Annotated in this window: 19 protein-coding genes and 1 pseudogene; 9 read left to right on the forward strand and 11 right to left on the reverse strand. The window is 72.3% G+C overall.

Translation table 11 applies throughout. The annotated features are described in order from the left end of the window. The first annotated feature begins 64 nt into the window (after positions 1-64). Entirely contained in the window at positions 65-715 is a 651-nt protein-coding gene (locus tag ACZ62B_RS14200; RefSeq protein WP_469690451.1) for a YveK family protein, read from the forward strand. 16 nt (positions 716-731) lie between these two features. Here ACZ62B_RS14200 and ACZ62B_RS14205 read toward each other — a convergent pair whose 3' ends face one another. Continuing rightward, positions 732-2,096 carry a glycoside hydrolase family 26 protein gene (locus tag ACZ62B_RS14205; protein ID WP_469690454.1) on the reverse strand — a complete coding sequence of 455 codons (1,365 nt, stop codon included), beginning with the start codon at positions 2,094-2,096 and terminating at the stop codon, positions 732-734. 171 nt (positions 2,097-2,267) lie between these two features. On the opposite strand from ACZ62B_RS14205, the gene ACZ62B_RS14210 reads away from it, so the two are divergent. Together ACZ62B_RS14210 and ACZ62B_RS14215 are read left to right on the forward strand one after the other, a co-directional pair. Next, positions 2,268-3,572, forward strand: a complete 1,305-nt coding sequence (locus ACZ62B_RS14210; protein ID WP_468878218.1) for a carboxylate--amine ligase — start codon at positions 2,268-2,270, stop codon at positions 3,570-3,572. A 2-nt stretch (positions 3,573-3,574) separates the two neighbouring features. After that, entirely contained in the window at positions 3,575-4,840 is a 1,266-nt protein-coding gene (locus ACZ62B_RS14215; protein ID WP_344563768.1) for an NAD(P)-binding domain-containing protein, read from the forward strand. Positions 4,841-4,943: 103 nt separating this feature from the next. Here ACZ62B_RS14215 and ACZ62B_RS14220 read toward each other — a convergent pair whose 3' ends face one another. From ACZ62B_RS14220 to ACZ62B_RS14230, 3 genes are all read right to left on the reverse strand, one after another. Then, positions 4,944-5,903, reverse strand: a complete 960-nt coding sequence (locus ACZ62B_RS14220) for a chaplin family protein (protein WP_344563391.1) — start codon at positions 5,901-5,903, stop codon at positions 4,944-4,946. Between the two features lie 153 nt (positions 5,904-6,056). Further along, the gene (locus ACZ62B_RS14225) at positions 6,057-6,938 is read right to left on the reverse strand and encodes an ABC transporter permease (RefSeq protein ID WP_344563393.1); all 882 of its coding nucleotides are present in this window, start codon (positions 6,936-6,938) and stop codon (positions 6,057-6,059) included. Further along, positions 6,935-9,580, reverse strand: coding sequence for an alpha/beta fold hydrolase (locus ACZ62B_RS14230; protein WP_469690459.1), 2,646 nt, complete (start codon positions 9,578-9,580; stop codon positions 6,935-6,937). Before ACZ62B_RS14230 ends, ACZ62B_RS14225 begins: the two co-directional genes overlap by 4 nt. 246 nt (positions 9,581-9,826) lie before the next feature. On the opposite strand from ACZ62B_RS14230, the gene ACZ62B_RS14235 reads away from it, so the two are divergent. Together ACZ62B_RS14235 and ACZ62B_RS14240 are read left to right on the forward strand one after the other, a co-directional pair. After that, positions 9,827-11,281, forward strand: a complete 1,455-nt coding sequence (locus tag ACZ62B_RS14235) for a basic amino acid/polyamine antiporter (RefSeq protein WP_344563397.1) — start codon at positions 9,827-9,829, stop codon at positions 11,279-11,281. Between the two features lie 48 nt (positions 11,282-11,329). Further along, entirely contained in the window at positions 11,330-12,595 is a 1,266-nt protein-coding gene (locus tag ACZ62B_RS14240) for an arginine deiminase (RefSeq protein WP_344563399.1), read from the forward strand. Here ACZ62B_RS14240 and ACZ62B_RS14245 read toward each other — a convergent pair. Next, positions 12,592-12,678 (reverse strand): annotated as a pseudogene (locus ACZ62B_RS14245) (DUF397 domain-containing protein); the annotation flags it as partial. The gene ACZ62B_RS14240 and the pseudogene ACZ62B_RS14245 overlap by 4 nt on opposite strands. Between ACZ62B_RS14245 and ACZ62B_RS14250 the strand changes: the two are divergent. Further along, positions 12,667-12,807: a hypothetical protein gene (locus ACZ62B_RS14250; RefSeq protein ID WP_469690462.1), complete on the forward strand. Its 141-nt coding sequence runs from the start codon at positions 12,667-12,669 to the stop codon at positions 12,805-12,807. The pseudogene ACZ62B_RS14245 and the gene ACZ62B_RS14250 overlap by 12 nt on opposite strands. Positions 12,808-12,916: 109 nt before the next feature. Here the strand turns inward: ACZ62B_RS14250 and ACZ62B_RS14255 are convergent, their stop codons facing one another. From ACZ62B_RS14255 to iolC, 3 genes are all read right to left on the reverse strand, one after another. After that, positions 12,917-14,317: an APC family permease gene (locus tag ACZ62B_RS14255; RefSeq protein WP_468878207.1), complete on the reverse strand. Its 1,401-nt coding sequence runs from the start codon at positions 14,315-14,317 to the stop codon at positions 12,917-12,919. 302 nt (positions 14,318-14,619) lie between these two features. Continuing rightward, entirely contained in the window at positions 14,620-16,122 is a 1,503-nt protein-coding gene (mmsA, locus tag ACZ62B_RS14260; protein WP_469690464.1) for a CoA-acylating methylmalonate-semialdehyde dehydrogenase, read from the reverse strand. 391 nt (positions 16,123-16,513) lie between these two features. After that, positions 16,514-17,464, reverse strand: a complete 951-nt coding sequence (iolC, locus tag ACZ62B_RS14265; RefSeq protein WP_468723485.1) for a 5-dehydro-2-deoxygluconokinase — start codon at positions 17,462-17,464, stop codon at positions 16,514-16,516. A 403-nt stretch (positions 17,465-17,867) separates the two neighbouring features. Between iolC and ACZ62B_RS14270 the strand changes: the two genes are divergently transcribed. Beyond that, positions 17,868-18,068: a helix-turn-helix transcriptional regulator gene (locus ACZ62B_RS14270; RefSeq protein ID WP_344563407.1), complete on the forward strand. Its 201-nt coding sequence runs from the start codon at positions 17,868-17,870 to the stop codon at positions 18,066-18,068. A gap of 31 nt (positions 18,069-18,099) precedes the next feature. Here ACZ62B_RS14270 and ACZ62B_RS14275 read toward each other — a convergent pair whose 3' ends face one another. Next, positions 18,100-19,146 (reverse strand): zinc-dependent alcohol dehydrogenase family protein, encoded by a 1,047-nt coding sequence (locus ACZ62B_RS14275; protein WP_469690466.1) that lies wholly within the window; start codon positions 19,144-19,146, stop codon positions 18,100-18,102. Between the two features lie 157 nt (positions 19,147-19,303). On the opposite strand from ACZ62B_RS14275, the gene ACZ62B_RS14280 reads away from it, so the two are divergent. Beyond that, positions 19,304-19,543 carry a heavy-metal-associated domain-containing protein gene (locus ACZ62B_RS14280; protein WP_344563411.1) on the forward strand — a complete coding sequence of 80 codons (240 nt, stop codon included), beginning with the start codon at positions 19,304-19,306 and terminating at the stop codon, positions 19,541-19,543. A gap of 110 nt (positions 19,544-19,653) precedes the next feature. Further along, positions 19,654-21,897 (forward strand): heavy metal translocating P-type ATPase, encoded by a 2,244-nt coding sequence (locus ACZ62B_RS14285; RefSeq protein WP_469690468.1) that lies wholly within the window; start codon positions 19,654-19,656, stop codon positions 21,895-21,897. 714 nt (positions 21,898-22,611) lie between these two features. Here ACZ62B_RS14285 and ACZ62B_RS14290 read toward each other — a convergent pair. Together ACZ62B_RS14290 and recD2 are read right to left on the reverse strand one after the other, a co-directional pair. Beyond that, a complete protein-coding gene (locus ACZ62B_RS14290; protein ID WP_344563415.1) occupies positions 22,612-23,901 on the reverse strand; it encodes a citrate synthase in 1,290 nt (429 codons plus the stop codon). A 219-nt stretch (positions 23,902-24,120) separates the two neighbouring features. Next, positions 24,121-26,400 (reverse strand): SF1B family DNA helicase RecD2, encoded by a 2,280-nt coding sequence (gene recD2, locus ACZ62B_RS14295; RefSeq protein ID WP_469690470.1) that lies wholly within the window; start codon positions 26,398-26,400, stop codon positions 24,121-24,123. Between the last annotated feature and the right edge of the window lie 17 nt (positions 26,401-26,417).

Consider the following 26,417-nt stretch of genomic DNA (forward strand, 5'->3'; position numbering starts at 1 on the left):
CACTCCGGCGCACTCCGCCGTACTCCGCCGCACTTCGCCGTACCTTCGAGGGAGCAAGCCCGTCATGACCGACACCCCGACCCGTCGGCTCCGTCCGTCCCTGGACCGTGTCAGAAAGCCGCCGGCCTGGTCCGCGCTGGTGGCGGGCACGCTCCTCGGCGGTCTGCTCGGCGGCGCGTACGGCGCGTTCACACCCCCGGCGTACACGGCCACCAGTTACGTCGTCGCCGTACCGACCGACAAGGCGACCCCGGACGCGGCCCGCGGTTTCGCGCAGGCGTACGGCCGGGTCGCCACCCAGCTCGCGGTGCTCGGCGACGCGCAGGTGTGGGCCGGTGTGCCGGTGCGCACGCTGCGGGACAGCGTCCGCACGGCGACCTCGCCGGACGCGCCGATGGTCGCCGTCACGGCCACCTCCGCGCGGCCCGAGCTGGCCGTCGACATGGCCAACGCGGTCTCGCGCGCGCTGACCCGGCACGCCGAGGACACCAAGGGCAGCACCCAGGTCCGGCTCGTGCAGTTCTCGCGCGCGGTGAAGCCGGGCAAGCCGTCGTCCGCGACGTCGGAGGTGACCGCGCTGGTGGGGGCGAGCGCGGGCGGCCTGCTGGGCGGCCTGGTGCTGCTCGCCCGGCCGAGGCGGTCCGTCCGGGACGACGACCCCGCCCCCGCCGCCTCGGTGCCCGGCCCGGCCACCGCCGCCGATGTGCAGCGGTGACGCGGCCGGGGTGGTCCTACCGGGTGCGCGACCACCAGTCGAAGCGGAGGCAGAGCCTTCCGCCGAGCCAGTACTCCACCCACTGGCCCAGGTCCAGCGGCGAGCAGTTCTCCGGCGGCAGCGGTGTCTCGGGCGTGGTCGGCGCGGGAGTGGGCGCCGGGGTCTGCGGCGTGGTGTCCGGCTCCTCCTCGTGGGTGCGGCCGAAGAGGACGGACTTGTAGACGCGGGACGAGTCCGGGTTGTCGTCGCACTGCCACACCCCGTGCGGGCAGTAGTCGGTGAGCGTGTTGTAGAGCGGCTTGTGCCGGTCGATCCACGCGAGCATGCGCCGCATGTACTCGGGATTGTCGCCGTTGCGGAAAAGCCCCCATTCGGGATAGGAGATCGGTTTTCCGTGGGCCTTCGCGAAATCCACGTGGGCCTGGAGCCCGTACGGCTCCTTCACCTGTTCGTCGAAGGAGCGCCCGGCCGGCTGGTCGTAGGAATCCATTCCGATGATGTCGACCGTGTCGTCCCCGGGGTAGCACTCGGTCCAGGGAACGGCGTCCCGGCCGCGGCTCGGTGTGAAGTCGAACCGGAATTCCTGGCCCGGCACCGCGCGCATGGTCTTCACGATCCGGTTCCAGTACTTCTTCCAGGATTCCGGGTCGGGACCGCAGCGGTGGGTGTAGGTGACGCCGTTCATCTCCCAGCCGAGCACCAGGACCGTGTCCGGCACCTTCAGCTCGACCAGCCGCTCGGCGAGGGCACGGAAGTGGTGGTCGAACTCCCCGGCGGCGCCCCGCCGCAGCAGCTGCCGGACCTCGTGGTCGGGGACGCCCTCCTCGTTGCGCTCCTGCATCGGGACGTTGAGGACGAGCATCCGGTCGTCCCCGGCGTTGCGCCAGCGCGCCCACGACTCGAGGAAGCCGATGTCCCCCTCGATGTCGCTCCAGTGGTTGCCGGGCAGGTAGGTGTGGCCGACGCGCATCTCGGCCCCGCCCAGCCAGCGGCTGAGCTGCCCCATGCGGGCCACTCCGCGCGCGTCGGAGGCGAGGAAGGCGCCGAAGGCCGGGATGTCACGGAGCGACATCGGCGGGGCCGGTACGGGCACCGACGGGAAGCCGACGACCGGGGCGTCCGGAACGTCGAGGGCCTTCGGGGGCGCGGGGACGGCAGGGGTCACGGGAACAACGGGGGCCGTGGGGACCGTGGGGACCGTGGGGACCGTGGGGACCGTGGGGGTGACCACGGGCCCGTCCGGGGCCGGCGCCGCCGGACGGAGGTCGTCGGTCCGCACCGCCCCCGCCGCGGGACCGGCCGCCAGGGCGGCGGACACGACGACCGCCGCCGCGCCCACGGCCATCCCGCGGGCCCGGACCCGCCTGTGCTGTGGGGCCATTGGCTGCTCCTCTTCCTCACTCGCGTCCGCCTTCTGCCTGACGTCCTCGCTCTTGACGAACAGTCATATGAATTCAGGCACAGGACATACGACGGTGCCAATATCACTGCGGCTTTCGAGTGCCGGTCTCGCCCGTGCGGGTGAGCCGGCACCAGAAGAAAGTGAGTATTCGTGTCGCTGCTCGACACCCGTGTCCCCGCCGTACTGCTGCGGACCGACCGGAATCCCTTTCACCACGGAACACTGGGGGCCGTGCGGTCGCTCGGCAGGGCGGGAGTGGAGGTGCATGTCGTCGCCGATTCCACGGGAAGTCCCGTTCGCCGCTCGCGTTATGTCCACCACATGCATTCCCCGCCGCCACCGGAGGCATCCGCGGAACAAATCCTCGCCGTGCTGCGCCGGGTGGCCGGCCGGGTGGGACGCCCGGCCGTGCTGATCCCGCTGGACGACGCCACCGCGATCGCCGCGGGCCGGCTGCGGGACGACCTCACGCCCTCCTACCTGCTGCCCGAGATGCCGGCCACCCTGCCCGAACGCGTCGCCGACAAGGCGGAACTGGCCGCCGTGTGCGCCGCCGCGGACGTTCCGCACCCGCTCACCCTCGTCCCGGACAGCCCGCGGCGGGCGGCCGACGACGCCCACCGGCTCGGGCTGCCGCTGGTCGCGAAGTGGAGCCGCCCCTGGCTGCTGCCGGCCGGCGGCGGACTGCGCAGCACCCGACTGGTGCACACCGCGCGGCAGGCCCGGGAGCTGCACGCGCGCACCGCGGAGGCGGGAAGCCCGCTGCTGCTCCAGGCGTATCTGCCGCCGGGCGAGGACCGGGACTGGTTCTTCCACGGTTACGCCGACCGTACGGGGACCGTGCGCGCCGGCGGTCCGGGCCGCAAGCAGTCGTCCTGGCCGCGCGGCGCGGGACTGACCGCGGTGGGCCGCTGGACCCCCAACCCCGAGGTCCGGGCGCTCGCCGAACGGATCACCGGCGAACTCGGCTACCGCGGCGTCTTCGACCTCGACTTCCGCCGCTGCGGCACGACCGGCCGCTACCACCTCCTCGACTTCAACCCGCGCCCCGGCGCCCAGTTCCGGCTCTTCTCGGACAGCGCGGGACTGGACGTCGTACGCGCCCTGCACCTGGACCTGACCGGACGGCCGCTGCCGGACGGGGATCCGGTGGCCGGGCGGTCGTTCGTGGTGGAGAACTACGCGCCGTTCGCCGCGCTGCGTACGGCGTCGGCGTCCGGCGGGCGCGAACTGGCCTGGTACGCCGGGGACGACCGCGCCCCCGGATGGGCGATGTGGGCCCTGTGGGCCCGTCATGTGTCCGGCCGGCTGCGGCAGCGGCTGGGCCGCACGGCGGCCTCCGTACCGGCGCCCCGCCCGGTCCCCCGGGCGGTCCCCCGGGCGGTCCCCGGGGCGGCCGCTCCCTCCCTGACCTCCCCGACCTCCCCGACCGACGACGAGAAAGCGAGCAGCTGATGATGTACGACCTTCTGGTGGTGGGCGCCGGTCCGTACGGTCTGTCGATCGCGTCCCACGCCGCGGACGCCGGGCTGAACCTGCGCGTGTTCGGCCGGCCCATGGCGTCCTGGCGGGACCACATGCCCGGCGGCATGTTCCTGAAGTCGGAGCCGTGGGCGTCCAACCTGTCCGACCCGGGCGGCCGCTGGCGGCTGGACGCGTACTGCGCCGAGCAGGGCCTGACGGCACGTCACGCCCACCCGATCCCGGTGGAGGCGTTCGCGTCGTACGGCCTGTGGTTCGCCCGCAACGCCGTGCCGGAGGTGGACGAGCGCACGATCGCCCGGATCTCGTCCGGCGCCGACGGGTTCACGGCGGTCACCGAGGACGGGCAGGCGCTGCACGCGCGGACGGTGGCGCTGGCGGTCGGGGTGATGCCGTTCATCGAGGTGCCGCCGGCCCTGCGCGGCCTGCACCCCACGCTGGTGACGCACAGCAGCCACCACAGCGACCTGGGCCACTTCCAGGGCAAGGACGTCACGGTGATCGGCGGCGGCCAGGCGGCCCTGGAGACGGCGGCGCTCCTCGCCGAACAGGGCACGCGGGTACGGGTGCTGGCGCGGGCGGAGCGACTGCGGTGGAACGATGTGCCGCCGGCCTGGGAGCGCCCGTGGTGGCAGTCGGTCCGCTCGCCGCACAGCGGTCTCGGGCCCGGCTGGCGGAACTGGTTCTACTCCGAGCGCCCCGGCCTGTTCCGGCGGCTGCCGCAGACGTCCCGGTCGCGGATCGCGGCCACGGCGCTGGGTCCCGCGGGCGCGTGGTGGGTGCGGGACCGGGTGGAGCGGGCGGTGGACCTGCTGCCGGGCCAGGAGGTCACGGCGGCCGCCGCGGTGCCGGGCGGGCTGCGCCTGGACCTGACCGGCCGTGACGGTGCCCGGCGCTCCCTGGAGACCGAGCACGTCATCGCCGCCACCGGGTTCAAGGCGCACCGCGACCGGCTCGGTCTGCTCTCCGCCGAGCTGCGCGGGACGTTGGCGGTGCTGCCGGACGGTTCCCCGGCGCTCGGCCACAGCTTCGAGTCGTCGCATCCGGGGCTGTTCCTGGCGGGCCTGGTGACCGCGTCCGGTTTCGGTCCGGCGATGCGGTTCGTGCACGGCGCGACGTTCACGGCGTCGACGCTGGTCCAGGGGGTGCGCCGGCGGCTGAGGTCGACGCCGGTGCGCGGGACGGTTCCCGTGCCGGGCGGCGGCAGCCGCAGCGGGGCGCCGTCGCCGGTGAGCGGCTGACGGGCGCCGACAGCGACGCGTCCCCCGGACCGGTCTCGGTCCGGGGGACGCGTCGTCGTACGGGCACGGCTGCCGGGTGGGGCGGGCCCGGCAGCCGGCGGCCTCAGCGGCGGGAGGCGGCGCGGCCGCGGCGGTAGACCATCGCGCCGCCGGCGATCAGGACGGCGCCGGCCGCCGAGGCGGCGATCATGCCGTCGCTGCCGGTCTCGGCCAGGTGCGGCGGGTTGCCGGGCACTTCCGCCTCCTCGGCCGGGGGCTTCTCGACCTCGTGGGCGGGAGGCATCCTGACGTGGGTGGGCGGCGGCGTCTCCTTCTCGGGCTCGTCCTCCTCGCCGTAGCCGCCGTAACCGCCGTCGTTGACGCAGGTGGTGCCGTAGGCGTCGCCGTAGCCGCCGTTGAACAGCCCGATCGCGTCGATGCTGTTGTCGCACGCGTTCACCGGCAGGTGGACGGGCACCTGCACGTTGTTCCCGGAGAGCACTCCGGGCGAGCCCTCGGCGGCGCCCACCGCGCGCGCACCGTCACCGGAGTCGCCGTGGTCGCCGTAGGAGGAACCGGCGGTCGAGGAGTCGCCGTGCGACCTGTCCGCGGACTTCTCCGCCTCGTCGTGGGAGCCGTAGGAGCCGTTGACGCACGTGTTGTCGGACGCCTCGTTGAACGCCCCGACCACGCTGACGCCGTTGCCGCACGCGTTCACCGGCGCGTGGACCGGCGCCTGCACGTTGTTCCCGGACGCCACTCCGGGCGAGCCCTTGGCGCCGCCCACCGCGCGCGCACCGTCACCGGAGTGGCCGTGCGCGCCGTCCTCGGATGTGTGGGAGCCGTTGACGCACGTGTTGTCGGACGCCTCGTTGAACGCCCCGACCACGCTGACGCCGTTGCCGCACGCGTTCACCGGGACGTGGACCGGCGCCTGCACGTTGTTCCCGGACAGCACACCGGGAGAATCCTCGGCACCGCCCGCCGCGTACGAGTCGGCGAGGGCGGGGGTTCCGTACAGGGACAGAATGCCCGTGGCGGCGGCGGCCGCCACGAACACTCCCCTGCTCAGGGTCTGTCGCAATGTGGTTGTCTTCCTGCTTGAAGAAATGGGAGCGGCCACGCGTTCTGGCCCTCCGCTGCCGCATGGCCTACTCCTTCATCAACCCGACTCGACGGAATCGGTTGCGCAGGTTCACCCGGTTGGACCGCGCGGCAGGAGCGCGGTCCGGGGGCGTCAGGACACCACGTCCTTGCGGACGAACCCGCGGAACGCCAGCGCGAACAGCACCAGCGCGTACGTCACGGACACCGACGCGCCCTGGATCATGCCGGACCACTCCGGGGTCGGCTGGACGGCGTCCGCCCAGGCGAACTGCCAGTGCGCGGGCAGGAAGTGACGCCAGTCGCCGAGGGCGGTGACGGCGTCCAGGACGTTGCCGACGATGGTCAGGCCGACCGCTCCGCCGACCGCGCCCAGCGGGGCGTCGGTGCGGGTGGACAGCCAGAACGCGAGCCCGGCGGTGACCAGCTGCGACACGAAGATGTACGCCACGACCACCACGAGCCGCTGCGCCGCCGTGCCGGGATCGAGCGCGCCGCCGGTGGGGATCTGCAGCGGGCCCCAGCCGTAGGCGGCCGTGCCGACGACGAGCGCCACCACCGGCAGCAGCACCATCGCGGCCAGGCTCAGCCCCAGTCCGACGATCAGCTTGGACCACAGCAGCCGCATCCGGGGCACCGGCGCGGCGAGCAGATAGCGCAGGGAGGACCAGCCGGCCTCCGAGGCGACCGTGTCGCCGCAGAACAGGGCGACGGGGATGACCAGCAGGAAGCCCGCGGACACGAACAGGTTCACGGCGGCGAAGTTGGCGCCGGAGGCGGTGGCCGTGTCCATCAGGTTCACCCGGCCGCCGGGACGGTCGGGCTCGCCGCCGATCGCGAAGGCGACCACCAGCACGAACGGCAGGACGGCGAGGATCGCGCCCATCACGAGGGTGCGGCGGCGCTTGAGCTGGCGGACCAGCTCGACCCGGAGGGGCAGGGTGCGGCCCGCGCGGTAGCCGGCGGCGACCTCGGCCCGCTCGGTGGGCTCGGCCCGCTCGGTGAGCGTGCTCATGCGGAACCTCCGATCAGGGTGAGGAAGGCGTCTTCGAGGCGGCGGTGCGGGCCCACCGACGCCACGGGCACCTCCAGCCGGACCAGTTCGGCGACCAGGCGCGGGGCGGTGCCGTCGGCGTCGAGCCGGACCAGCAGCCCCTCGTCGGTGCGGACGGCCGAGGCGACGCCCGGCAGCGCGGCGATCTTCTCGGCGACCGGCTCGTCCACGGGCGCCTCCGTCCCGACCAGCAGGGTGTCGCCGGAGCCGACGATCTCCCGCACCGGACCGGCCTGGACGAGCTGCCCGCGGTCCATCACCACGAGGTGGGTGCAGGACTGCTCGACCTCCGACAGCAGATGGCTGGAGACGATCACCGTGCGCCCGGCGGCCGCGTACCGGATCATCACCTCGCGCATCTCGCGGATCTGCGGCGGGTCGAGTCCGTTGGTCGGTTCGTCGAGGATGAGCAGGTCCGGAAGGCCGAGCATGGCCTGGGCGATGGCCAGGCGCTGGCGCATGCCCTGGGAGTAGGTGCGCACCGCGCGGGCGAGCGCGTCGCCGAGCCCGGCGATCTCCAGGGCCTCCTCCAGGTGGGCGTCCTCGGCCGGACGTCCCGTGGCCCGCCAGTACAGCTCCAGGTTCTCCCGCCCGGACAGGTGCGGCAGGAAGCCCGCGCCCTCGACGAAGGCGCCGACGCGGGACAGCACGGGGGCGCCGGGGCGGACGGCGTGGCCGAAGACGCGGATCTCGCCGCCGTCGGGCCTGATGAGGCCCATCAGCATGCGCAGGGTGGTCGTCTTGCCTGCTCCGTTCGGCCCGAGCAGGCCGAGCACCTGCCCCTTCTCCACGCGGAAGGACAGCTCCCGCACGGCGTACCGGTCCGAGGAGCGGGCGTACCGCTTGCTCAGGCCGGTGATCTGGAGCGGGACGTCGGCCAGTTCCGGGTCGGGCGCCGGTGCGGTGGTGCGGCGGCGGCCGGTGAGCAGCAGCCCGAGGGCGATCAGGACACCGGCGACCGGCAGCCACACCACCCACGCGGGCAGCGGCGCCGCGGCGGTGGTCACGCCGGGGGCGGTGGGCACCGTGAGGTCGCTCTTCAGGGAGACGGTGTACGTCGCCGGGGCGGCCGGGGAGGCGTAGCCGAGGTCGGTGGAGGACAGGACCAGGCGCAGCCGGTGCCCCTCCTCGACCTTGTGGTCGACGGCCGGGAGGGTGAGCTTCACGTCCTTGCCGGCCTTGGCGTCCTCGACGCGGACGGGCGCGACGAGCTGCGAGGGGAGCACCTGCTGCCGTCCGTCCGGGCCGACGTCGTACACCTTGCCGAAGAGGACGGCGTCCTCGCTGCTCGACCTCACGTGGACGGTGACGGTCGGCGATCCGGTGATCCGCAGGTCGTCGGCGACCGGAGCGGAGTCGAAGCGGGCGTACTGGCCCGGGAAGTCCAGGGAGATGCCGACGCCGAGCGAGGAGAGCTGGGCGAGTCCGCCGGAGCCGCCGAGGCCGGGCAGGGAGGAGACGGCGGGCGGGTTGGCGCCGGCCGGGTTGGCGAAGCTCTGCTCGCGTCCGGTGAGGGGGACGGACCGGCCGCCGTTCGTCAGCCCCGGGTAGGTGTCGGCGCTCGCGCCGTTCAGCACGGCCTCACCGTCGGTGGAGTCGACGCCTCCGGTGCGGGTGACGCGGAAGGCGGGGCCGGTGTCGACGTTCTTGTCGTCCTTCAGGTACCGGTCGAACCAGGTCCGTACGCGCTGTTGCAGACGGTCCGTCTCCGGGTCGCCGCCGTCGTGGCCGCCCGCGATCCAGTCGACGTCGACGGGGGCGCCGTTGGCACGGATCGCCTCGGCGGCGGCGTCGGCCTGGCCGAGCGGGAAGAGGGAGTCGGTCTGACCCTGCATCAGCAGCGTGGGCACGTCGATGCGGTCGGCGACGGCGACCGGCGAACGCGCCTCCAGCAGCTCGCGCGCCTCGGCGTCCGGGACACCGGACTCGGCGACCCGCTGGTACATCGCGCACAGCGCGGGCTCGAACCGCTCGCAGCCGCCGCCGGAGTTGACGAAGACGCCCGCCCACAGCTTCTTGAAGACGCCGTTCGGGAAGAGCGCGTCGGCGAGGTCGAAGTAGGTGATCGCCGGGGCGATGGCGTCGATCCGGTCGTCGTACCCGGCGCCGAGCAGCGCGACGGCACCGCCGTACGAGCCACCGGCCATCCCCACCCGCGGGTCGCCGTCCTCGTCGAGCTCGACCTCGGGCCGCTCCGCCAGCCAGTCGATCAGCCGGGAGACGTCGGCGACCTCGCCCTCGGGGTCGTTCAGCCCGATCTTCCCGGTGGACTCGCCGAAGCCGCGCGCGGACCACGTCAGCACGGCGTACCCGTCGCGCGCGAGGTCCTCGGCCTGCTCCCGCACGTCGTCCTTGCTGCCGCCGAAGCCGTGCCCGAGCAGCACGGCGGGCCGGCGGCCACCGGGCCCGGCGGTGAAGTACGAGGTGTCGACGCGCACCCCGTCGCCCACGCTCATGACCCGGTCGGCGCGGCGGACCGCGGGCGCGTCGTCGGAGGCGACGGCGGTCCACGTACCGGCACCGGCGAGCACGACGACGGCGGCCGCGGCGGCGATGACCCGTCGCGGCCGCGGCCACCGCGATCCGGGCAGTCGAAGATCCATGCGTCAACGGTACGGGGCGAACCTGTCGGACGGATGTCGACCGGAGACCGAACCCGGGCACCTCCCGGGGGCGTACGGGAGGTCCGCCGCGTACCGCGTCCGTGGTACGCGGACGGCGTGCGGACCGGGGCGGGCGAGTCACCACGACACCGTCCGGAATCTGCGTATGATCACTTTTCATCCGGTATGCCGCACACGTATCGGGGAGTGGACCGGCCCGGCCAACGACTCGACCGAGGACCCCGTATGAGCGACGCCGATGCCACGGACACGGCGACCGCCGTCCAGAAAGAGGCGGCGAAACTGACCCTGCCGACCCTGACGGCCATGGTCGTCGGCTCGATGGTCGGCGCCGGGGTCTTCTCCCTCCCGGCCCGCTTCGCGGAGGAGACCGGCGTCGCCGGTGCCCTCATCTCCTGGGCCGTGGCCGGCACCGGCATGCTGATGCTCGCGTTCGTCTTCCAGACCCTGGCGGTGCGCCGGCCCGACCTCGACGCCGGTGTGTACGCCTACGCCAAGGCCGGCTTCGGCGAGTACCTGGGCTTCTTCTCCGCGTTCGGCTACTGGGCGAGCGCCTGCGTGGGCAATGTGACCTACTGGGTGCTGATCATGTCCACGGTGGGCGCGATCTGGCCCGCGCTCGGCGAGGGCGACACCCTGCTCGCCATCGTCCTGTCCACGCTCGGGCTGTGGCTGTTCTACAGCCTCATCCGGCGCGGGGTGAAGGAGGCCACGTTCATCAACAAGATCGTCACGGTGGCGAAGGTCATCCCGATCGTCGTCTTCGTCATCCTGGCGCTCTTCTACCTCGACGCCGGCGTGTTCGCCGACAACTTCGGCGGCGCCGACTACGCGGGCTCCCTGTTCAGCCAGGTCCGCGGCACCATGCTGATCACCGTGTTCGTGTTCCTCGGGGTCGAGGGCGCGAGCGTCTACTCGCGGCACGCCAAGCGCCGCGAGGACGTCGGACGGGCCACCGTCCTCGGCTTCCTGAGCGTGTTCGCGGTCTTCGCCTCGGTCACGATCGTCTCGTACGGCATTCTCCCCATGGGCGAGATCGCCGAACTGCGCCAGCCGTCCATGGCCTCCGTCCTGGAGGCGGCGGTCGGCACCTGGGGCAAGGTGTTCATCAGCACCGGCCTGATCGTCTCCGTGCTCGGCGCCTACCTCGCCTGGGCCCTGATGGCCGCCGAGGTGCTCTACGTGGCCGCCCGGGACGACGACATGCCCCGCTTCCTCCGGCACGCCAACGCCGACGACGTCCCCGTGCCGGCGCTGCTGATGTCCACCCTGCTGACCCAGGTGGTGCTGATCATCACCTGGTTCTCGGACAACGCCTTCAACTTCGCCCTCAATCTCACCAGCTCCCTGACGCTCATCCCGTTCCTGCTCGCGGCGGCCTTCGCACTGAAGATCACGCTGCGGCCGGACCGCCTCACCCGCGGCCGGACCACCCGCGCCGGGCTCGCCGTGGCCCTGCTGGCGACGCTGTACACCGCGTTCCTGCTCTTCGCGGCCGGCCTGAAATTCGTCCTGGTCTCCTTCATCCTCTACGCGCCCGCCACGGTCCTCTTCGTCATGGCACGGCGCGAACAGGGCCGACGGGTGTTCTCACCCCGTGAACTCGTCATCCTCGCGGTCTCCCTCACCGGTGCCGTGCTCGGCGTGATCGCCCTGGCCGTCGGCTGGATCGAACTGTGAACCACCGCTTCGCACTGTGCACCACCGCTCCGCACGAAAGGCACGCCCGTGACACCCGACCCCACCACCGGCTCCGCCCGCCCGCTCGGTGTGCACTCCGAGGTGGGCCGGCTGCACAAGGTCCTGGTGTGCGCGCCCGGCCTCGCCCACCACCGGCTCACCCCGAGCAACGCGGACGACCTGCTCTTCGACGACGTGATGTGGGTGGAGAACGCCCAGCGCGACCACGCCGACTTCGTCGCCGAGCTGACCCGACGGGGCGTCGAGGTCGTCGAACTGCACGAACTCCTCGCGCAGACCATGGCCCTGCCCGGAGCCCGCGACTGGCTGCTCGACCGGAAGATCGTCCCCAACGAGGTCGGACTGGGCCTCATCGACTCCACCCGCGCCTTCCTGGAGACCCTCCGCCCGCACGCCCTGGCCGAGTTCCTCATCGGCGGCCTCGCCACCACCGACCTGCCCGAGGAGTACCGGCCCGGCTATGTGGCCCTGGCCCGGGAGTCCACCGGGACCCGCGAGTACCTGATGCCGCCGCTGCCCAACACCCTCTACACCCGGGACACCACCTGCTGGCTCTACGGCGGGGTCACCCTCAACCCGCTGTACTGGCCCGCCCGGCACGACGAGACCCTGCTGATGAAGGCCGTCTACACCTTCCACCCCGACTTCCGGGACGCGACCGTCTGGTGGGGGGACCCCGAACTCGACTGGGGCCAGGCCACCTTCGAGGGCGGCGACATCATGCCGGTCGGGGCCGGTGTGGTCCTGATGGGGATGAGCGAACGCACCTCCCGCCAGGCCGTCACCCAGGTCGCCAAGGCCCTCTTCGACCAGGGCGCCGCCGAACACGTCATCGTCGCCGGCATGCCGAGACTGCGGTCCGCCATGCACCTGGACACCGTGTTCACCTTCGCCGACCGCGACATCGTGACCCTGTACCCGAAGATCATGGACGGGGTGCACACCTTCTCCCTGCGGCCCGGCGACAAGGAACCGGGACTGGAGATCACCGACGAGCGGCCGGCGGCGTTCACCGACGTGGTCGCCAAGGCGCTGGACCTGCGGGAGCTACGGGTCATCGAAACCGGCGGCGACGTCTACGCCTCCGAACGCCAGCAGTGGGACAGCGGCAACAACGCCGTCGCCCTCGAACCCGGCGTCGTCTTCACCTACGACCGCAACACCCAGACCAACGCGCTGCTGCGCGAGGCAGGCGTCGAGGTCCTCGAGATCGTCGGCGCGGAACTCGGCCGCGGGCGGGGCGGCGGGCACTGCATGACGTGCCCGTTGATCCGCGAGCCGGTGCGGTTCTAGGCGGGCCCAGGACCCTTGAGGGTGCCGGGGAAGGCCGTCCGGGCGGTGGCGGGGAAGCGGAGGACGGGGCCGTGCGGGAACTTGCTGTCGCGGACGGGGACAACGGCGGGGAGGCCGGCGGCGACCCGCTCCTCCTGAGGGACGGCCTGGTGCGCGACGGTGAGCCGCGACGGCCGGCCGACGGTCCCGCGGGTCCGGGCCGTCGGCCGTGACCCGCGTCCCGGCCGGCCGGAACGCGGGTCTTCGTGACCGGTGCACCCGCCCGGCGTGTCACTGAGGGTCCCTGATTCACCGGTGCGCGGTCCCTCCCTCGGCCGGCGGTCAGGAGCGGGCGTCCTCCGGCAAGGTCACCAGCCAGCGGGTGGCGGGGCGGGGGCGGAGGTAGAAGGCCCAGTAGAGGGTGGCGGCCGCCATGATGCCGCCGGTCCACAGGAGGTGGGCCGGCTCCTGCTGGGTGAGGACGTAGGCGAGGACCACGATCAGGAGGGCCGGCACGGCGGGCCACAGCGGCATGCGCCAGGAGCGGGCGTGGCGGTGGGCGCCGCGGCGGGAGAGCAGGGAGGCGACGGCGACGAGCAGGTACATGCCGGTGACGGAGACGCCCGTGACCCCGTACAGGGTGTCCAGGTTCACGAAGCACAGGACCGCGCCGGGGACGCCGACCGCGAGGGTGGCGACCCAGGGGGAGCCGAAGCGGCCGAGCCGGGAGAAGACGGCGTTCACCGGCTCGGGCCAGGCCTTGTCGCGGGCGGAGGCGAACAGGACGCGCGAGTTCTGGATGACCATGACGATGCCGGCGTTGACGATCGCGAGCGCCACGCAGAGGCTGACGAAGGTGCCGACGGCGGAGTTGGACCAGGCGGTGACCATGGCGGAGATGTCGCCGCCGGTCAGCTCGGCGAGGTCGGAGGCGCCGAGGGTGATGGCGACGACCGGGACCAGGATGATGACGGCGGAGATGCCGAGGGTGGCCAGCACCGTGCGGGCGACGTTGCGGCGCGGGTGCTCCAGTTCCTCGGAGAGGTAGACGGCCGAGGCGAAGCCCTGGGTGACGAACAGGGCGATGGCGAGGCCGGAGACGACCAGCAGGGCGGTCACGGCGTCCGGGCGGCCGTCGGCGCCGGCGACCTCCAGGGAGGCCAGGCTGCCGAGGCCGCGCTCGCTGTGGGCGAAGCCCAGCACCGCCACCACGGCCGCCGCGATGACCTCCAGGACCAGGAAGACGCCGGTGATCCAGGCGTTGGCGCGCAGGTCCAGCAGGCCGGCGAGGGTGGCGAGCAGCATGACGGCGGCGCCGGTCCAGGACGGGTCGAGGTGGGCGATGGGGGCGAGGTAGTCGGCCGTGCCCATCGCGATCACCGGCGGCACGATCATCACCACCAGCAGGGACAGTACGAAGACCAGCCAGCCCGCCAGCCGTCCGGCGAGCGTGGAGACCATCGCGTACTCGCCGCCGGCGCTGGGGACGAGGGTGCCCAGTTCCGAGTAGCAGAACGCCACGGCGACGCAGAGCAGCGAGCCGATGGCGATGGTGAGGGCGGTGGCGGTGCCCAGGGAGCCGAACAGGTCGGGGACGACCACGAACAGTGTCGAGGCCGGTGTCACGCACGAGAGGGTCAGCAGTGTGCCGCCGACGACCCCGATGGAGCGCTTGAGCTTCTGGGGGCTGTCCGGGGCCGCCGGGGTGACGGCGGTCTCGGCGGGGCGGAGCGTGTCGGTCATGCGGCGGTTCCGATCGACTCGTGCGACAAGAAGTGAGGGCCGGGAGCGCTATCGCCTCCGGCGGATCAGGTCGTACGTCGTGTGTCCGCTCCCGGTTTCGCAGAATGGAATCCGACGGAAACCGTGACGTCAATGGGTCTTCACCTGCGGAATTCGTTGACCACGAGCCCTTTGAATGCCCATCCGGACACAACGGGGCGCCAAGCAAGCGGCTTTCCCTTCCTGCGGTAACCGCAGGGAGGACCCGCAAAAAAATAGGGCCGTCCGCATAACGGACGGCCCCGGGGGGTGTTCGGTGACGCTCAGTGGTTGCGCGGGAAGCCCAGGTCGACGCCGGTGGGGGCGTCCGCCGGGTCGGGCCAGCGGGTGGTGACGACCTTGCCCCGGGTGTAGAAGTGCGTGCCGTCGTTGCCGTAGATGTGGTGGTCGCCGAAGAGGGAGTCCTTCCAGCCGCCGAAGGAGTGGTAGCCGACGGGGACCGGGATCGGGACGTTCACGCCGACCATGCCGGCCTCGACCTCGAGCTGGAAGCGGCGGGCGGCGCCGCCGTCGCGGGTGAAGATCGCGGTGCCGTTGCCGTAGGGGGAGCCGTTGATGAGGTCCAGGGCCTCCTCGTAGGTGTCCGTGCGCAGGACGCACAGGACCGGGCCGAAGATCTCGTCCTGGTAGGCCGAGGCGGACGTCGGCACCTTGTCGAGGAGGGAGATGCCGATCCAGTGGCCGTTCTCGTGGCCGTCCACCGTGTGGCCGGTGCCGTCCAGGACGACCTCGGCGCCCTCGTCCGCCGCGCCGGCGACGTAGGAGGCGACCTTGTCGCGGTGGGCCTTGGTGATCAGCGGGCCCATCTCGGAGGTGGGGTCGTTGCCGGGGCCGATCTTGATCTTCTCGGCGCGCTCGCGGATCTTCTGCACCAGCTCGTCGCCGATCGCGCCGACGGCGACGACCGCGGAGATCGCCATGCAGCGCTCGCCCGCCGAGCCGTAGGCCGCGGAGACGGCCGCGTCGGCCGCCGCGTCGAGGTCGGCGTCGGGGAGGACCAGCATGTGGTTCTTGGCGCCGCCGAGGGCCTGGACGCGCTTGCCGTTCGCGGAGGCGGTGGTGTGGATGTAGCGGGCGATCGGGGTGGAGCCGACGAAGGAGACCGCCTTGACGTCGGGGTGGGCCAGGAGGCGGTCGACGGCCACCTTGTCGCCGTGGACGACGTTGAACACGCCGTCGGGCAGGCCGGCTTCGGAGAGGAGTTCGGCGAGGCGGACCGAGGCGGACGGGTCCTTCTCGCTCGGCTTCAGCACGAACGTGTTGCCGCAGGCGATGGCGAGGGGGAACATCCACATCGGCACCATCGCCGGGAAGTTGAACGGCGTGATGCCGGCGACGACGCCCAGCGGCTGGCGGATGGACGACACGTCGACGCGGGTGGCGACCTGCGTGGACAGCTCGCCCTTGAGCTGCACGCTGATGCCGCAGGCCAGCTCGACGATCTCCAGACCGCGCGCCACCTCGCCGAGCGCGTCGGAGTGCACCTTGCCGTGCTCGGCGGTGATCAGCTCGGCGATCTCGTCGCGGTGGGCGTCGAGCAGCGCGCGGAACTTGAAGAGGATGGTGGTGCGGGCGGCCAGGGAGGTCTGGCCCCAGCTCAGGTACGCCTCCTTGGCGGCGGCGACCGCGGCGTCGACCTCCTCGACGGAGGCGAACGCGACCTTCGTGGTGACCTCGCCGGTCGCCGGGTCCGTCACCGGGCCGTACGTACCCGAGGCGCCTTCGGCGGTCTTGCCGCCGATCCAGTGGTTGACGATCTTCGTCATGACCGAGAACTCCTTCGCAGATGGCGGCGACGGGTGGAGACGTGCCGTTCGTACAGCTCGTGCGCCTCGGCTGCGGGCGGACGCGCCGCGGCCTCGGCCACGGATCCATACCACCAGGTCCGGACCGCCGGACGGGCCCGACACAGTGTCGGCCGTTTCGGGGCCCGCATAGACATGTGGGAGTTCGGCGGGACCTCCGGCGCGGGGCCGCGGCGGGCGGGGAGTCGTCGCTCGCTCTTCGCTCCTGCCAAAGCGAAGCGGCCTCCCGCGCCGGAGGCGATCGGTGGGGTGGTGCCGGTGGTGCCGGTGGTGCCGGTGGTGCCATTGGCCCCGGTGATGCCCGTGGTGCCGGTGGTGTCGGGCGTGGCGTCCCGGGGGACGTACGGGCCGGTCATGTGACGGCCCCGGCGGCGAGCGCCGCGTCGATCTCGTCGGGGGTGGGCATCGCGGAGGAGCACTCCAGGCGGGAGGCGACGATGGCCCCGGCGGCGTTGGCGTGCCGCATGGTCCTCTCCAGGTCCCAGCCGGCCAGCAGGCCGTGGCAGAGCGAGCCGCCGAAGGCGTCGCCGGCGCCCAGGCCGTTGAGGACGGTCACCGGCAGCGGCGGGACCTCGGCCGACCGGCCGTCGCGGTCCACGGCCAGGACGCCCTTCGGGCCCTGCTTGACCACCGCGATCTCGACCCCGGCGGCGAGCAGGGCGCGGGCGGCGGCGTGCGGTTCGCGTTCCCCGGTGGCGACCTCCACCTCGTCCAGGTTGCCGACGGCGACCGTGGTGTGGCGCAGGGCCTCGCGGTAGAAGGGGCGGGCGGCGTCGGGGTCGGTCCAGAACATGGGGCGCCAGTCGAGGTCGAAGACCGTGGTGTGGGACCTGGCGCGGTGGGCGAGGGCGGCGAGGGTGGCGGTGCGGCTGGGTTCCTCGCTCAGGCCGGTGCCGGTGACCCAGAAGACGCGCGCGTCGCGGATGGCGTCCAGGTCGAGTTCGTGGGCGTCGATCTCCAGGTCGGGGGCCTTGGGCCGGCGGTAGAAGTAGAGCGGGAAGTCGTCCGGCGGGAAGACCTCGCAGAAGGTGACCGGGGTGGGCAGGCCGGGGACGGGGGTGACCCAGCGGTCGTCGACGCCGAAGTCGCGCAGCGCCTCGTGGAGGTAGGTGCCGAAGGGGTCGTCGCCGGTGCGGGTGATCACGGCGGTACGGCGGCCGAGGCGGGCGGCGGCGACCGCGACATTGGTCGCCGAGCCGCCGAGGAACTTGCCGAAGGACGTGACCTGCGGCAGTGGTACGCCCGTCTGGAGCGGATAGAGGTCCACCCCGATCCGCCCCATGGTGATCACGTCGTACGGCATCGCGTCCCCTTCGTACGGCTCCACGTCTGTGTGGTCCTCCCCGGTTTCTAGCCCCGGGTACGAAGCCCTGTCAATGTTTTGTCCGGACATTCGGACGAGACTTTGTCGAGTCCTGCCCGGATCCGCCGCCGCGGGGTCCGGGCAGGCCGCCGCGAGGGAAGTCAACGCGCCCCGCCGACGGACCGGCGTGCGCCTGTGTGGCATCCCTGTCACAAACACTCCCGTGCTGTCACGGGCGTCACACGTGCGCGGGCCTTCCGTCACACCCGGCGCACAACCCCTGCCCCGCCGCCGACGGGCCTCGTTCACCGGGCACAACGCATGTCTGATCACCAGCGCACGCCCGGCTCCCCCTGACGGCCGCCCCCGGCCGTCGCCGTGGTGCGCGCGGGGAGGTGCCACCATGACCGACCGATCGCTGTGGTCCTACAAGGACATCGCGGCCCACATCAAGGTGCAGCCGGACACCGTCCGCTCGTACCGCAAGCACGGGCTGCTGCCCCCGCCCGACCACGTGGAGGCGGGCAAGCCCTACTGGTACGCCGACACCGTCCGGGCGTGGGTCGCCTCCCGGCCGGGCAACCGGGGGCGCGGGGGCGGCTGACCTCCCGTCGTCCCTTCGGGCAGGACCCCGATCAGCCCCAGGGCTCGATGACGGTCACGCCCGCCCCCGCCCCCGCCCCGCCCATCGCCGCGAGGGCGGGCGGGGCGGCGTCCAGGGTGATGGTGGAGGTCACCAGCAGATCGGGGCGGAGCACTCCGGCGCGGACCAGTTCCAGCATCGGCGGGTAGGTGTGCGCGGCCATGCCGTGGCTGCCGAGGAGTTCGAGTTCGAGGGCGATGGCGCGGGCCATGGGGACGGGTGTGGTGCCCGTCGGTGAGGGCAGCAGGCCGACCTGGACGTGGCGGCCCCGGCGGCGCAGGCCGTCGACCGAGGCGGCGCAGGTGGCGGGTGCGCCGAGGGCGTCCAGGGAGAGGTGGGCGCCGCCGCCGGTGAGGTCGCGGACCGCCTCGGCGGGGTCCCGCACGGCCGCCGCGTCCACGCACTGCGCGGCGCCGAACCTCCGCGCCAGGTCGAGGGCGCCCGGTGACACGTCGACGGCGACGACGCGCGCGCCGGCCGCCGCGGCGATCATCACCGCCGACAGGCCCACCCCGCCGCAGCCGTGCACGGCCACCCACTCCCCCGCCGCCACCCGGCCCCGCTGCACCACCGCGCGGTAGGCCGTGGCGAAGCGGCAGCCGAGCGAGGCGGCCGTCGCGGAGGACATCCCGTCGGGGACCGCGACGAGGTTCACGTCCGCGTGGTCCAGCGCCACGTACTGGGCGAAGGAGCCCCAGTGGGTGAAGCCGGGCTGGGTCTGGCGCTCGCACACCTGCTGGTCGCCGGCCGCGCAGGCGGGGCAGGAACCGCAGGCGCAGACGAAGGGGACGGTGACCCGGTCCCCGGCGCGCCAGCCGGTGACCCGCGCGCCGACCGCCTCGACGGTCCCGGCGAGTTCGTGGCCGGGGACGTGCGGGAGGGTGATGTCCGGGTCGTGGCCCTGCCAGCCGTGCCAGTCGCTGCGGCACAGGCCGGTGGCCTCGACGCGGACCACGACCCCGTGCTCCGCGGGCTCCGGGTCCGCGACCTCCCGCACCTCGGCCGGTTCCCCGTACCGCTCGAACACCACCGCCCGCATGACCCGCCCCGCCTTCCGCTCGGCCCGACCGTCGTGGATTTATACCCCTAGGGGGTATAAGCTGGGTGACGGGAGGGTCTCGAGGTCCCCCGTGACCCGCATGGGCCCGCACGCACCACCCCCACCCATCATCCACACCTCGACGAGGAGCAACGACATGACCTCCCAGACCGACACCCAGGGCTCCGTCACCACCGTCTACAAGGTGAGCGGGATGAGCTGCGGGCACTGCGAGGGCGCCGTCTCCGGCGAGATCTCCCAGATCCCCGGCGTCAGCTCGGTGCAGGCGGTCGCCTCCTCCGGCGAGGTGACCGTCGTCTCCGCGGCCCCGCTCGACGAGGAGGCCGTCCGCGCCGCCGTCGACGAGGCCGGCTTCGAGCTGGCGGGCACCGCCTGAGCCGGTCCTGAGCCCTGCGCGGCGTGAACCGGGCCGTACACCGGCCACCCGTTCCCTTCGGCCCGGCGCGCCGCCCGCACTCGGATCCCGGAGTCCCTGGAGATACGGACATGACCAGCACCACCGCCCCCGAGGCACCGGCCGCCGGACAGCCGGCCCTCTCGGAGGTCGAGCTGCTCATCGGCGGAATGACCTGCGCCTCCTGCGCGGCCCGCGTCGAGAAGAAGCTCAACCGCATGGACGGCGTCACCGCCACGGTGAACTACGCGACGGAGAAGGCCCGGATCACCTACCCGCCGGGCACCGAGGTCGCCGACCTGATCGGCACGGTGGTGCGGACCGGCTACACCGCCGAGGAGCCCGCGCCTCCGCGGGACGAGACGCCCGTCGCGGGGGAAGCCGACCCCGAGCCGGCCGCCCTGCGCCGGCGCCTCGCCGTCTCCGCGCTCCTCGCCCTCCCCGTCGTACTGCTGGCGATGATCCCGCCGCTGCAGTTCGACAACTGGCAGTGGCTCTCGCTCACCCTCGCCGCGCCCGTCGTGGTCTGGGGCGCCGCCCCCTTCCACCGGGCCGCCTGGACCAACCTCCGGCACGGCGCGGCCACCATGGACACGCTGGTCTCCGTCGGCACACTCGCCGCGTTCGGCTGGTCCCTGTGGGCGCTGTTCCTCGGCGACGCGGGCATGCCCGGCATGCGTCACCCCTTCGAACTCACCGTCGCCCGCGGTGACGGCGCCTCCACGATCTACCTGGAGGTCGCCGCGGGCGTCACCGCGTTCATCCTGCTCGGCCGCTATCTGGAGGCCCGCTCCAAGCGCCGCGCGGGAGCGGCCCTGCGGGCGCTGATGGAGCTGGGCGCCAAGGACGTGGCCGTACTGCGCGAGGGACGGGAGGTGCGGATCCCGGCGGAGCGGCTGGCCGTGGGCGACCGGTTCGTCGTACGGCCCGGGGAGAAGATCGCCACCGACGGCACGGTCCTGGAGGGCGTCTCCGCCGTGGACGCGTCCATGCTGACCGGCGAGTCCGTCCCGGTGGACGTCACCGTCGGCGACGCCGTCACCGGCGCCACGGTCAACGCGGGCGGACGGCTCGTCGTCGAGGCGACCCGGATCGGCGCCGACACGCGGCTCGCGCGGATGGCGAAGCTGGTCGAGGAGGCGCAGAACGGCAAGGCGCAAGTGCAACGCCTCGCCGACCGGATCGCCGGGGTCTTCGTCCCCGTGGTGCTGCTGATCGCGGCCGGCACCTTCGGGACGTGGCTCGGCGCCACGGGCGACACCGTCGCCGCGTTCACCGCCGCCGTCGCCGTACTGATCATCGCCTGTCCCTGCGCCCTGGGGCTCGCCACGCCGACCGCGCTGATGGTCGGCACCGGGCGCGGCGCCCAGCTCGGCATCCTCATCAAGGGCCCCGAGGTCCTGGAGTCCACCCGCAAGGTCGACACCATCGTCCTCGACAAGACCGGCACCGTCACCACCGGCCGGATGACCCTGCTCGCCGTCCACACCGCCGACGGCACCGACGAGGCCGAGGTGCTGCGCCTCGCGGGCGCCCTGGAACACGCCTCCGAGCACCCCGTCGCGCGGGCGATCGCCGCGGGCGCCGAGGAGCACACTGGGGCGCTGCCTCGCGTCGAACACTTCGAGAACGTCCCCGGCAGGGGCGTACGCGGGCGCGTGGAGGGCCACGAGGTGGCCGTGGGCCGCCTCTTCGACGAGGTGCCGCCGGAGCTGGCGCGGGCGAAGGAGGAGGCCGAGCGGGACGGGCGTACGGCCGTCGTGGCCGGCTGGGACGGGGTGGCACGCGGTGTCCTCGCGGTCGCCGACGCCGTGAAGGAGACCAGCGCCGAGGCGGTGCGCGAGCTGCGCGCGCTGGGGCTCACGCCGGTGCTGCTGACCGGTGACAACAAGGCCGTCGCCGAGGCGGTGGCGCGGGCCGTGGGCATCGACCGGGTGATCGCCGAGGTGCTGCCCGAGGACAAGGCCGACGTCGTACGACGGCTGCAGGACGAGGGGCGCAGCGTCGCCATGGTCGGCGACGGCGTCAACGACGCGGCCGCGCTGGCCGTCGCCGATCTGGGTCTCGCCATGGGCACCGGCACGGACGCGGCGATCGAGGCGGGCGATCTGACCCTGGTCCGCGGTGACCTGCGGGTGGCCGCGGACGCGATACGGCTGTCCCGCAGGACGCTCGGCACGATCAAGGGCAATCTGGTGTGGGCCTTCGGCTACAACGTGGCCGCGCTGCCGCTGGCCGCGGCCGGGCTGCTGAACCCGATGATCGCCGGGGCGGCGATGGCGTTCTCCTCGGTCTTCGTGGTGACGAACAGCCTGCGCCTGCGGGCGTTTCATTGAGGTCTCGAGTTGGGGTGTACCCCTGTCGTCCGGTACGCCCCTCACATAAGCTCTTCACACGGCTCGCGCATCTTCCTTACGCTTGGGTCCCGTGAGCGGTTTGCGGACTCTTGCGCCTTTGGGGGACGTATGCAAGAGACGCAGATCACAGTGATCTGAACGTAACCATCGAAGGGGTTCGAAGGTCTAAGTTGGCGATGTCGGGCAGCGTCTTGGGGGGCGCTTCCTGACATCTGGGGAATGTCTTGGGGGACTTTCTCCGGAGATTGCGTTGCCGGGGCACGTACCCAGCGGGGAGCTTTGAGCGGCCCTCCCGAACGTGCGCTGTCCCGGCAGACCGCACACACCGACGAGTGCGACGGGTTCAGGTCCGTCCGTACTCATACAGCGATTCAGGCGCTGTCCTCACAGACGCCCGGCCGGATCCCGTGGGGGGAATCCGCACCGGGACATGGGAAGGCGCCCTGGCTCGTCGGCCCGTGGGGGGACCGTCGGCCAGGGCGCCTTCTTCCTTGCTGCCGTACGTCACGCCGATGGGCGCGGTCTTCCGTGCGGCTTGCGGCTTGCGGCTGGGCCGCATGCCTGAAGGGGCGCGGGGCCGTATCGATATGCGGCTCCGCCGCGTGGGCGCGACCAGCCACAGACCGGCCGACAGCCGCCCACACCCCTTCAGCGACGAGCTACTAGGCGCACCGCGCACCCCACCGGCAGGTGTCAGCGCTCCTCGACCGGGACGAAGTCGCGCTCGACGACGCCCGTGTAGATCTGGCGCGGGCGGCCGATGCGGGAACCCGGCTCCTTGATCATCTCGTGCCACTGGGCGATCCAGCCGGGGAGACGGCCGAGCGCGAAGAGCACGGTGAACATCTCGGTCGGGAAGCCCATGGCCCGGTAGATCAGACCGGTGTAGAAGTCCACGTTCGGGTAGAGGTTGCGCGAGACGAAGTAGTCGTCGGAGAGCGCGTGCTCCTCCAGCTTCAGCGCGATGTCGAGCAGCTCGTCGGACTTGCCGAGGGCCGACAGGACGTCGTGCGCCGCCGCCTTGATGATCTTCGCGCGCGGGTCGAAGCTCTTGTAGACCCGGTGGCCGAAGCCCATCAGGCGGACGCCGTCCTCCTTGTTCTTCACCTTGCGGATGAAGGAGTCCACGTCGCCGCCGTTGGCCTGGATGCCCTCCAGCATCTCCAGCACCGACTGGTTGGCGCCGCCGTGCAGCGGGCCCCACAGGGCGGAGATGCCGGCGGAGATCGAGGCGAACATGTTCGCCTGCGAGGAGCCGACCAGGCGCACGGTGGAGGTCGAACAGTTCTGCTCGTGGTCCGCGTGCAGGATGAGCAGCTTGTCCAGAGCGGCCACGACGACCGGGTCGAGCTCGTAGTCCTGCGCCGGGACCGAGAACGTCATGCGCAGGAAGTTCTCGACGTAGCCGAGGTCGTTGCGCGGGTAGACGAACGGGTGGCCGACCGACTTCTTGTACGCGTAGGCCGCGATCGTCGGAAGCTTGGCGAGCAGCCGGATGGTGGAGAGGTTGCGCTGCTGCTCGTCGAACGGGTTGTGGCTGTCCTGGTAGAACGTCGACAGCGCGGAGACGACCGACGACAGCATGGCCATCGGGTGGGCGTCGCGCGGGAAGCCCTTGTAGAAGTTCTTGACGTCCTCGTGCAGCAGGGTGTGCTGCGTGATCTCGCCCTTGAACGCGGACAGCTCGTCGACGGTCGGCAGCTCGCCGTTGATCAGCAGGTAGGCGACCTCCAGGAAGGTGGATCGCTCGGCCAGCTGCTCGATCGGGTAGCCGCGGTACCGGAGGATGCCGGCCTCGCCGTCCAGGTAGGTGACCCCGGATTTATAGGCGGCGGTGTTGCCGTAGCCGCTGTCCAGTGTCACCAGACCGGTCTGGGCGCGGAGCTTCCCGATGTCGAAGCCCTTGTCGCCGACGGTGCTGTCGATCACCGGGTAGGTGTACTCGCTGCCGTCGTACCGCAGTACTACAGAGTTGTCGCTCACGTCTTCCCTCACCGACCTAGTGCCTCATCTTCGAGGTGCCCTGACTGTCTCCACCATCCCCCACTCGGCGCAGGAGAGTGCACTCGGGGTCGACCATCGGGCCTATCGGCGGCACTGAGTGCCGCCAACTTGCCCATCCTGCCCCCTCTGTCCCCTGTCCGGAAGGGCTCTGTGACCTTCGTGACTCATTTGATCGATCATTTTTTGATGACGGACCGCTCACAGGGATGACGCGGGGGCCGAGAGGCGGGAGCCGGCGAGGCGGAAGTCCAGCGCCGTGCACCGGCGGCCCGCCGAGACCGTGCGCACCGCCTGTCCGATCGCCTTGCGGGAGCCGACGAGGACGACCAGCCGCTTGGCCCGGGTGACCGCCGTGTAGAGCAGGTTGCGCTGGAGCATCATCCAGGCGCCCGTGGTCACCGGGATGACGACCGCCGGGTACTCGCTGCCCTGGGAACGGTGGATGGTCACGGCGTAGGCGTGCGCCAGCTCGTCCAGCTCGTCGAACTCGTACGGCACCTCCTCGTCCTCGTCGGTCAGCACCGTCAGGCGCTGGTCGACCGGGTCGAGGGCGGTGACCACGCCCACGGTGCCGTTGAAGACACCGTTCTCCCCCTTCTCGTAATTGTTGCGGATCTGGGTGACCTTGTCGCCGACGCGGAAGACCCGGCCGCCGAACCGCTTCTCGGCGAGGTCGGGGCGGCCGGGGGTGATGGCCTGCTGGAGCAGCCCGTTGAGCGTGCCCGCGCCGGCCGGGCCCCGGTGCATGGGGGCGAGGACCTGCACGTCACGACGGGGGTCGAGGCCGAACTTCGCCGGGATGCGGCGGGCCGCGACGTCCACGGTGAGCCGGCCGGCCTCCTCGGTGTCGTCCTCGACGAAGAGGAAGAAGTCCTTCATGCCGTCGGTGACGGGGTGCTGCCCCGCGTTGATCCGGTGGGCGTTGGTCACCACGCCGGACTGCTGGGCCTGGCGGAAGACGCGGGTGAGCCGGACGGCGGGGACGGGGCTGTCGTCGGCGAGGAGGTCGCGCAGGACCTCCCCCGCGCCGACGCTGGGGAGCTGGTCCACGTCGCCGACGAAGAGCAGGTGGGCGCCCGGCGGTACGGCCTTGACCAGCTTGTTCGCGAGGAGGAGGTCCAGCATGGACGCCTCGTCGACCACCACCAGGTCGGCGTCGAGCGGGCGGTCCCGGTCGTAGGCCGCGTCGCCGCCGGGCTTGAGCTCAAGGAGGCGGTGGACGGTGGAGGCCTCGGCTCCGGTCAGCTCGGCGAGGCGCTTGGCGGCGCGGCCGGTCGGGGCGGCGAGGACGACCTTGGCCTTCTTGGCGCGGGCCAGCTCCACGATCGAGCGGACGGTGAAGGACTTGCCGCAGCCGGGACCGCCGGTGAGGACGGCGACCTTCTCGCTCAGCGCCAGCTTGACGGCGGACTCCTGCTCGGGGGCGAGGTCCGTGCCCGTACGGCCCTTCAGCCAGCCGAGCGCCTTCTCCCAGACCACGTCCCGGAAGGCCGGCATCCGGTCCTCGTCGGTGCGGAGCAGGCGCTGGAGCTGGGCGGAGAGGGCCAGTTCGGCGCGGTGGAAGGGGACGAGGTAGACGGCGGTGACGGGGTCGCCCCCGTCGGGGGCGGGCACCTTCTCCCGTACGACACCGGGGTCCTCGCCGTCCTCCTCCGGCTCGGCGGCGAGCTCGGCGAGGCACTCGATGACGAGGCCGGTGTCCACCTGGAGGAGTTTGACGGCGTCGGCGATCAGCTTCTCCTCGGGGAGATAGCAGTGCCCCTGGTCGGTGGCCTGCGAGAGGGCGTACTGCAGGCCGGCCTTCACCCGGTCGGGGCTGTCGTGCGGGATGCCGACGGACTGGGCGATCTTGTCGGCGGTGAGGAATCCGATGCCCCAGACGTCGGCGGCGAGCCGGTACGGCTGGTTCTTCACGACGGAGATCGAGGCGTCGCCGTACTTCTTGTAGATCCGTACGGCGATGGAGGTGGACACCTCGACGGTCTGGAGGAAGAGCATGACCTCCTTGATCGCCTTCTGCTCCTCCCAGGCGTCGGCGATCTTCTTGGTCCGCTTGGGCCCGAGCCCGGGGACCTCGATGAGGCGTTCGGGCTCCTCCTCGATGATCGTGAGGGTGTCGATGCCGAAGTGCTGCGTGATGCGGTCGGCGAAGACGGGGCCGATGCCCTTGACGAGGCCGGAGCCGAGATAACGCCGGATGCCCTGGACGGTGGCGGGGAGGACGGTCGTGTAGTTCTCGACGTGGAACTGCTTGCCGTACTGGGGGTGCGACCCCCAGCGCCCCTCCATCCGCAGCGACTCCCCGACCTGGGCGCCGAGCAGCGCGCCGACGACGGTGAGCAGATCACCGGCGCCTCGGCCGGTGTCGACCCGGGCGACCGTGTAGCCGTTCTCCTCGTTGGCGTACGTGACCCGCTCCAGCACGCCTTCGAGCGTGGCGAGCCGGCGTTCACCGGGGGCGGCGGACTGGTTGGGCATGGTCCGACGGTACCGGT

The organism is Streptomyces sp. NPDC053426, assembly GCF_055585405.1.

What these genes read in the sequence shown, in the direction of transcription:
- ACZ62B_RS14205 (WP_469690454.1), bottom strand. Translation starts at nt 2,096, where the DNA reads ATGGCCCCACAGCACAGGCGGGTCCGGGCCCGCGGGATGGCCGTGGGC.
- mmsA (WP_469690464.1), bottom strand. Translation starts at nt 16,122, where the DNA reads ATGACGAAGATCGTCAACCACTGGATCGGCGGCAAGACCGCCGAAGGC.
- ACZ62B_RS14215 (WP_344563768.1), top strand. Translation starts at nt 3,575, where the DNA reads ATGTACGACCTTCTGGTGGTGGGCGCCGGTCCGTACGGTCTGTCGATC.
- ACZ62B_RS14235 (WP_344563397.1), top strand. Translation starts at nt 9,827, where the DNA reads ATGAGCGACGCCGATGCCACGGACACGGCGACCGCCGTCCAGAAAGAG.
- ACZ62B_RS14270 (WP_344563407.1), top strand. Translation starts at nt 17,868, where the DNA reads ATGACCGACCGATCGCTGTGGTCCTACAAGGACATCGCGGCCCACATC.
- ACZ62B_RS14280 (WP_344563411.1), top strand. Translation starts at nt 19,304, where the DNA reads ATGACCTCCCAGACCGACACCCAGGGCTCCGTCACCACCGTCTACAAG.
- ACZ62B_RS14275 (WP_469690466.1), bottom strand. Translation starts at nt 19,146, where the DNA reads ATGCGGGCGGTGGTGTTCGAGCGGTACGGGGAACCGGCCGAGGTGCGG.
- ACZ62B_RS14230 (WP_469690459.1), bottom strand. Translation starts at nt 9,580, where the DNA reads ATGGATCTTCGACTGCCCGGATCGCGGTGGCCGCGGCCGCGACGGGTC.
- recD2 (WP_469690470.1), bottom strand. Translation starts at nt 26,400, where the DNA reads ATGCCCAACCAGTCCGCCGCCCCCGGTGAACGCCGGCTCGCCACGCTC.
- iolC (WP_468723485.1), bottom strand. Translation starts at nt 17,464, where the DNA reads ATGCCGTACGACGTGATCACCATGGGGCGGATCGGGGTGGACCTCTAT.
- ACZ62B_RS14285 (WP_469690468.1), top strand. Translation starts at nt 19,654, where the DNA reads ATGACCAGCACCACCGCCCCCGAGGCACCGGCCGCCGGACAGCCGGCC.
- ACZ62B_RS14200 (WP_469690451.1), top strand. Translation starts at nt 65, where the DNA reads ATGACCGACACCCCGACCCGTCGGCTCCGTCCGTCCCTGGACCGTGTC.
- ACZ62B_RS14225 (WP_344563393.1), bottom strand. Translation starts at nt 6,938, where the DNA reads ATGAGCACGCTCACCGAGCGGGCCGAGCCCACCGAGCGGGCCGAGGTC.
- ACZ62B_RS14255 (WP_468878207.1), bottom strand. Translation starts at nt 14,317, where the DNA reads ATGACCGACACGCTCCGCCCCGCCGAGACCGCCGTCACCCCGGCGGCC.